At 68.5% G+C, this 6,000-nt stretch carries 5 protein-coding genes; 2 read left to right on the forward strand and 3 right to left on the reverse strand.

The genetic code is table 11. The features are described 5' to 3' along the window. Window positions 1–172: 172 nt before the first annotated feature. Window positions 173–904, forward strand: coding sequence for a glutamine amidotransferase (locus ACH3VR_RS19175; protein ID WP_397557929.1), 732 nt, complete (start codon window positions 173–175; stop codon window positions 902–904). 82 nt (window positions 905–986) lie between these two features. Here ACH3VR_RS19175 and ACH3VR_RS19180 read toward each other — a convergent pair whose 3' ends face one another. Then, the gene (locus tag ACH3VR_RS19180) at window positions 987–1,697 is read right to left on the reverse strand and encodes an NAD(P)H-hydrate epimerase (protein WP_397557930.1); all 711 of its coding nucleotides are present in this window, start codon (window positions 1,695–1,697) and stop codon (window positions 987–989) included. After that, window positions 1,690–2,757 carry a YihY/virulence factor BrkB family protein gene (locus tag ACH3VR_RS19185; RefSeq protein ID WP_397557931.1) on the reverse strand — a complete coding sequence of 356 codons (1,068 nt, stop codon included), beginning with the start codon at window positions 2,755–2,757 and terminating at the stop codon, window positions 1,690–1,692. The genes ACH3VR_RS19180 and ACH3VR_RS19185 overlap by 8 nt, the downstream gene beginning before the upstream one ends. Window positions 2,758–2,886: 129 nt before the next feature. On the opposite strand from ACH3VR_RS19185, the gene ACH3VR_RS19190 reads away from it, so the two are divergent. Then, a complete protein-coding gene (locus ACH3VR_RS19190; protein ID WP_397557932.1) occupies window positions 2,887–4,554 on the forward strand; it encodes a GspE/PulE family protein in 1,668 nt (555 codons plus the stop codon). Window positions 4,555–4,631: 77 nt separating this feature from the next. On the opposite strand, the gene ACH3VR_RS19195 is transcribed toward ACH3VR_RS19190, so the two are convergent. Next, window positions 4,632–5,918 carry an HNH endonuclease signature motif containing protein gene (locus ACH3VR_RS19195; RefSeq protein WP_397557933.1) on the reverse strand — a complete coding sequence of 429 codons (1,287 nt, stop codon included), beginning with the start codon at window positions 5,916–5,918 and terminating at the stop codon, window positions 4,632–4,634. Window positions 5,919–6,000 lie beyond the last annotated feature (82 nt).

Here is a 6,000-nt window from a genome sequence, read left to right on the forward strand (position 1 = left end):
CGAGCGGGTGCGAGCCGGTCCGGAACTCGGTCTTGTCTTCGTGCACGATGCAAACGCTAACAACCCTTGGCCGTGAGAGCGGTACCAATTCGATGAAGGTGGGGAGAGTTTGCACAGCGGAAACATGTCCGTCGACTGCCGACGCCTGTCCACGACCTCTATCTTCGTCATTGTGAAACCCTTCGTCCTCCTCGCGACGCGGGCGGAGGATCGTCCTGCCGACGAAGAGTACGCGCTCTTCCTGCGCTACACAGGACTCGCCGAGAGCGAGCTCATCCGCGTGCGCCTCGAGGCGGATCGCATGCCCGACTTCGACCTCGACACGCTGTCGGGCATCTTCGTCGGCGGCGGCCCTTTCAACGCGTCGGATCCGCCTCCCATGAAGTCGCTCGTGCAGCAGCGGGTCGAGTCGGATTTCGATGCGCTGCTTTCGCGAGTCGTGGCTGCCGACTTCCCCTTCCTCGGGGCGTGCTACGGCATCGGCACCGTCGGGGCGTTCCTCGGCGCGACGATCGATCGCACGTATCCCGAGCCGATCAGCGTCGTCCCGGTCACCCTGACCGAGGCGGGTCTCGCCGATCCGCTGCTCTTCTCGATGCCGCGGGAGTTCGAGGCGTTCGTCGGGCACAAGGAGGCGATCAGCGTGCTGCCGCCCTCGGCCGTGCTGCTGGCGTCGTCGCCGACATGCCCCGTGCAGATGTTCCGCGTGGGCCAGAACGTCTATGCGACGCAGTTCCACCCCGAGCTCGACGTCGAGGGCATCACGACGCGCATCCACGCCTACGCGGGCTACGGCTACTTCGCCTCTGACGAACTCGATCTGACGCTGGCGGCCGTGCGGCGCGCGCCGGTGTCGCATCCGAGCCGAATGCTGCGCACGTTCGTCGAGCGCTACCGCCGCTAGCGCGCCGGACGCTGTCGCCCGGTAGGGGTCCCCGAGCCTGTCGAGGGGTCGATGGCCGCGCCAGCGAGGAGCTTTTGGGCGATTACCCCTCGACGATGCGGGAGATGGATGCCTCCCCCGCTGCCGGCACATCGGCGAGGCCGTCGCCCAGTCCGAGGTCGACGAGCACCAGCTCGCCGATGAGTTGCGCGGCGCGCCCACGGGCGAGCCCCACCTTCACGGCGCCGAACGTCACGGTGACGGTCGCCGGCAGCACGGAGTCGTCGGCGGTCGTGCCGTCGTCGGGCTGGAGTCCGCTGGGCAGGTCGACCGCGACGACGCGGGTGCCGGCGTCCCGTACTGCGGGCAGCAAGAGGCGCACGGCTTCGCGCGCCGTTCCGCGCAGCGCGGGGTCGGCGCCGGTTCCGATGCCGAGGATGCCGTCGAGCACGATGTCGTAGACGGCCCGCGCGTCGCGGAGGTCGAGCAGTTCGACGAGCTCCGCACCCTGCGCGAGGGCTGTGGCAAGGCCGTGCTCGTGCACGCGGGCGCCGGTGGGGAGCACGGCGATGTCGGCATGCTGCACGGCCGACGCGGCGAGGAGTGCATCTCCCCCGTTGTCGCCGCTGCCGGCGAGCACGAGCATGCGCGGCACTTCGTCGGGTCGCGCGTCGACGAGCTCGTCGACCATGCCCTGCACGATGGCGGCGAGCGCCGCGGCCGCGCGCTCCATGAGGGGCTCACCGGCTTCGAGGAGTGGGCGTTCAGCCGCGCGCACCTGCGCGGCGGTGTAGGCCGGCACCGTCTCAGGCATGGGTCTCGGCCGCCTTTCCCTTTGCTGCGTAGTCGGCGCGTTCGCGCTCCTCCTGCGCGCGCGCCCGCTCGAGCTCCTCGCTCGCGAGGCGCAGGGCGTCCTCCGCCTTGCGGATGCGGCGCAGCGTGAAGGTCGTCGCACCGAAGCGCGCGCGCACGCGATCCCTGTCCTCCGCCACGCCGATGAGGATCCACGTCGAGGCGATCAGCACGACCTGCGCCGCGAGGTTGAACCACAGGAGCAGCGCGATGAGCGCCGCGAAGGAGGCGAGGAGGGGATTGGCCGAAGCGCCTCGAACGAAGAGCCCCGACAGCTGCTGGAGCACGGTGAGTCCGAGGCCGCCGATGAGCGCGCCCGGAATGAGGGTGCCGGGGCGCGCCTTCACCCCGCTGAGCGACACGAACAGCAGCACGATGAGGGCGGCATCCAGGACGAACACGACGCCGAGGGCGAGCGCCCATGTCGCGAGGTCGGCGACGAAGCCCTGCTGGAGTCCGATCCAGTCGCGGAGGCGTTCGATGAGGGCGGTGCCGAAGAATGTGGCGACGGCCGACAGGAGGAAGCCTGCGCCGATGACGATCGCCAGGAGGACGTTGCGCACGATGACCCAGATCCAGAACGCGTCGTCGTGCACCTCCCCCGCGAGGGTGCGCAACGCGGCGCGCGTCGAGCCGATGGCGCCGATGGCACCGCCGAAGAGGGCGACGATCGACGCGATCCCCGCGATCGTGAGTCCCGTGGGCGCCACGATGGTCGAGACGTCGACGATTCCGCTGCCGCTGCCGTCCGTCGCGATGAGGCCTGGGATCGCGGCATCCACAGCGTCGATGAGCGCCTGCATCGCCAGCGGGTTGTCGCTCAGCCACACCGCAGCGAAGGTGAAGCCGAGGAGCACTCCCGCGAACACCGAGAACAGCGAGCGGTAGGTGATGCTGTCGGCGAGCATGAACCCGCGCCGCTCCAGGTAGTGGAACCAGACGCGCACGGGTTTGAGGGTGAGCCCCCAAGCCGTGACGCGATCGATGAGGTTGTGACGAGGTGGAGCCACGGTCTCGGCCATGCCGCCAGAGTAACGGCCGGGGCGAGCACGACCGGTGGCCTTGACAGGGGATTGACTCAGGCATCCCCCAGCCCAGCGATTATGATTCTCCGAGGGGTTCGGGGGAGCCCCAGGAATTGGGGAGTACCGATGAGGGGACTCGCACAGACGCTCGTCCTGACGGGCGCGGTTCGCGCGGCGGAGATGTCGGCGGCACTGGCCGAGGTCGGCGACGGGCCGGAGCTCACACAGCATCTCGTGAGCGCACATCTTGCGACGGAAGCTCAGATCGCCGAGGCGATCGCGCTGAACACGGGCCACCGCTACGTCGAGCTCGCAAATCTTCCGCTCGACCCCAACGTGATCGCCGTCGTGCCGGGCAACCTGTGCCGCAAGTATCAGCTCATCCCCATCGATCGGCGCGGCGATCGCCTCACGGTGGGCGTGCTCGATCCCACCGACATCCTCGCCCTCGACGATGTCGCGAGCGTGACCGATCTCTTCGTGGAGCCGGTCGTCGTGGCGCGCGACGCGCTGGCCCAGATGTTCGAGCGATTCCTGCGGTCGGACGAGGAGCTCAGCGAGCTCTCGATCGCGATCGAGGAGAACTCCGAGGCGCAGGCTCAGATCTTCACCGAGTCGATCGAGGATCAGGATGCCGACGCCCCCGTCGTGCGGTTCGTCAACCTGCTCATCGCCCAGGCCATCAACGACCGAGCGAGCGACATCCACGTCGAGCCGGGCGAGTTCCAGCTGACGGTGCGGTTCCGCATCGACGGCGTGCTGCACGAGATGCAGAAGGCCGACCGCGCGATCCAGGACGGCATCATCTCGCGCCTCAAGATCATGTCGTCGATCGACATCGCCGAGAAGCGTCGGCCGCAGGACGGTCGACTGTCGATCAACCACGAGGGCCGGTCGGTCGACCTCCGCGTCGCGACGCTGCCGACGGTGTGGGGCGAGAAGATCGTCATGCGCATCCTCGACAACACGGGGCAGGTCATGACGATGCGCGACCTCCTGTTCTCGGGGGTCAACGAGTCGCGGTTCCGGGATGCCATCACCCGCCCGCACGGCATGATCCTCGCCACCGGACCGACGGGCTCGGGCAAGTCGACGACGCTGTACACGGCGCTGCGGGCCGTCGCGAATCCCCGCATCAACGTCATCACGGTCGAGGATCCGGTCGAGTACCGCATTCCCGGCATCAACCAGGTGCAGGTCAACGCGCGCGCCGGCCTGACGTTCCAGTCGGCGCTCCGGTCGATCCTGCGCTCCGATCCCGACGTCGTGCTCGTCGGCGAGATCCGCGACTTCGAGACCGCCAACATCTCGATCGAGGCCGCGCTCACGGGTCACCTCGTGCTGTCGACGCTGCACACCAACGACGCTCCTTCTGCCTTGACCCGTCTGACCGAGATCGGGTGCGAGCCCTTCCTCGTCGCCACGGCGCTCAGCGCCGTCGTCGCCCAGCGCCTCGCTCGCCGGCTCTGCATGCGGTGCCGGGAGGCGATCAGCGAGCCGACCGAGGTGCTCACCTCGCTCGGCTTCCCGCACGACCCCGCCGACGTGCCGCAGCTCTACAAGGCGCTCGGCTGCACGTCGTGCTCGAACACCGGTTACCGCGGGCGCGTCGCGCTCCACGAGGTCATGTCGGTCACCGAGGAGCTGGAGCAGCTCGTCGTGACGCGCGCGACGGGCACCGAGATCCGCCAAGTCGCCCTCGAGCAGGGCATGGTGTCGCTTCGCGAGGACGGCTGGTCGAAGGTGGCGCTGGGTTTGACGACGATCGAAGAGGTGCTCCGGGTCTCTGTCTGACCCGGGATTCTCACCGGCCGGGTATCGGTCCCCGAGCTTGTCGAGGGGTCGAGCCTCAACTCACGAGGAACGCCGGTTCAGAACGGGGCCCGGCCGTCGGTGGCGACGGCGACCGGTGTGAAGACGGGGACCTTGCGTTCGGGCTGGACGAGGTAGCGTCGACCGGTCGGCGAGATCCACTCCAGCGCGCCGCCGCTGCCCTCGATCTGGGTGACGGTCCAGCCGCCGTGGTGTTTGACGGTGTGATGCCCTTGGCAGAGCGGACAGAGGTTGCCGAGCGAGGTATGCCCGCCATGCTCCCACGCGATCGAATGATCGATCTGACATCGAGAGGCCGGCATGGTGCATCCGGGAGCCATGCACCGCTCGGCCCGCCAGGTGACGATTCTTCGCAGCCACGGAGGCGTCTCGTACCGATCCCGGCTCACCGAGAGCACCATCCCCGTCTCGGGATCGGTGAGGATGCGCGTCATCGTCGGCGCCGATCCGCACAGTTCGCGTGCCACCGCGACCGGGACCGGTCCGATTCCCTCGACGACGGGCGGTTCACCGTTCGTCCGGGCACCGTCCTCCAGGAGCGCGAGCACGGGGACGGTGACGTGAACCTTCGCCTGGATGCCCCGCGCCTGCACGGGATGCACGCCGGTGTTCCCCTCGATCAGCAGGTCGAACATGACGTCCGAGCGGATCTGATCCAGCGTCCGCGTCTCCTCAGGCTGCGCACCGATGACCTTCGCCACGGCGGTGACACGGTCGAACCCCGCACGCACCTCGACCGCCGGGCCGATCAGCGTCCACGACGCCATGCCATCCTCGGCCGGCTCGATGAAAGTGCGCCGCTTCTCCAGCGCGGCCTCGTGCCGCTCCGCCAGCGTGTCCACGCGTGCCGTGTCGATCAGCTTGCGCAGCCGGCGACGGAAGCTGCCCACCGGCTCGGCCTCGGCCAGCGCGAGCGCCTCCGGCAGCACGCCGTCCAGCAGGTGCGGCTCGAGCTCGTCCAGACCGTCCACGAGGATGCTCGCATGCTTCTCGGTCATCCCCGCCCGTGACAGCGAATCGAGCACCTGCGGGTAGCGGCGCACGACCGCTTCGGCCAGTCGGATCAGCTCATCGGCGGCGTACTCCGTTATGCGAAGTGCAGAGGCGAGTTCGAGACGCACCGATCGCTCGGCGATCCCGTTCAACTGCGCACCGTACAGTCCCGCCTCAGCCAGCGCCTCGCACCGCATCCTGTCGATCCGCACGAATCGCTGCGCGGCGAAGATCGACATCATGTCCGCGACCTCCAGAACCAGGTCGAGCGCGTCCGGCACATCAGGGACGAAGAACTCGCCCTCCGAGGCATCCACCGCATCCAGCGCCATACCTCAGCCTAGAACAAAGCTTCGACACTCACAAGCGTCGAGACGAAAATAGTGAGGCGGGGGGATCCCCCAAGATGCCGCC

The sequence above is a fragment of the Microbacterium alkaliflavum genome (genome assembly GCF_044325405.1).
Taxonomy (GTDB): domain Bacteria; phylum Actinomycetota; class Actinomycetes; order Actinomycetales; family Microbacteriaceae; genus Microbacterium; species Microbacterium alkaliflavum.

Excerpts from the sequence above, each read along its gene's own strand:
- ACH3VR_RS19180 (WP_397557930.1), bottom strand. The coding sequence starts at position 1,697 with ATGCCTGAGACGGTGCCGGCCTACACCGCCGCGCAGGTGCGCGCGGCT.
- ACH3VR_RS19185 (WP_397557931.1), bottom strand. The coding sequence starts at position 2,757 with ATGGCCGAGACCGTGGCTCCACCTCGTCACAACCTCATCGATCGCGTC.
- ACH3VR_RS19190 (WP_397557932.1), top strand. The coding sequence starts at position 2,887 with ATGAGGGGACTCGCACAGACGCTCGTCCTGACGGGCGCGGTTCGCGCG.
- ACH3VR_RS19195 (WP_397557933.1), bottom strand. The coding sequence starts at position 5,918 with ATGGCGCTGGATGCGGTGGATGCCTCGGAGGGCGAGTTCTTCGTCCCT.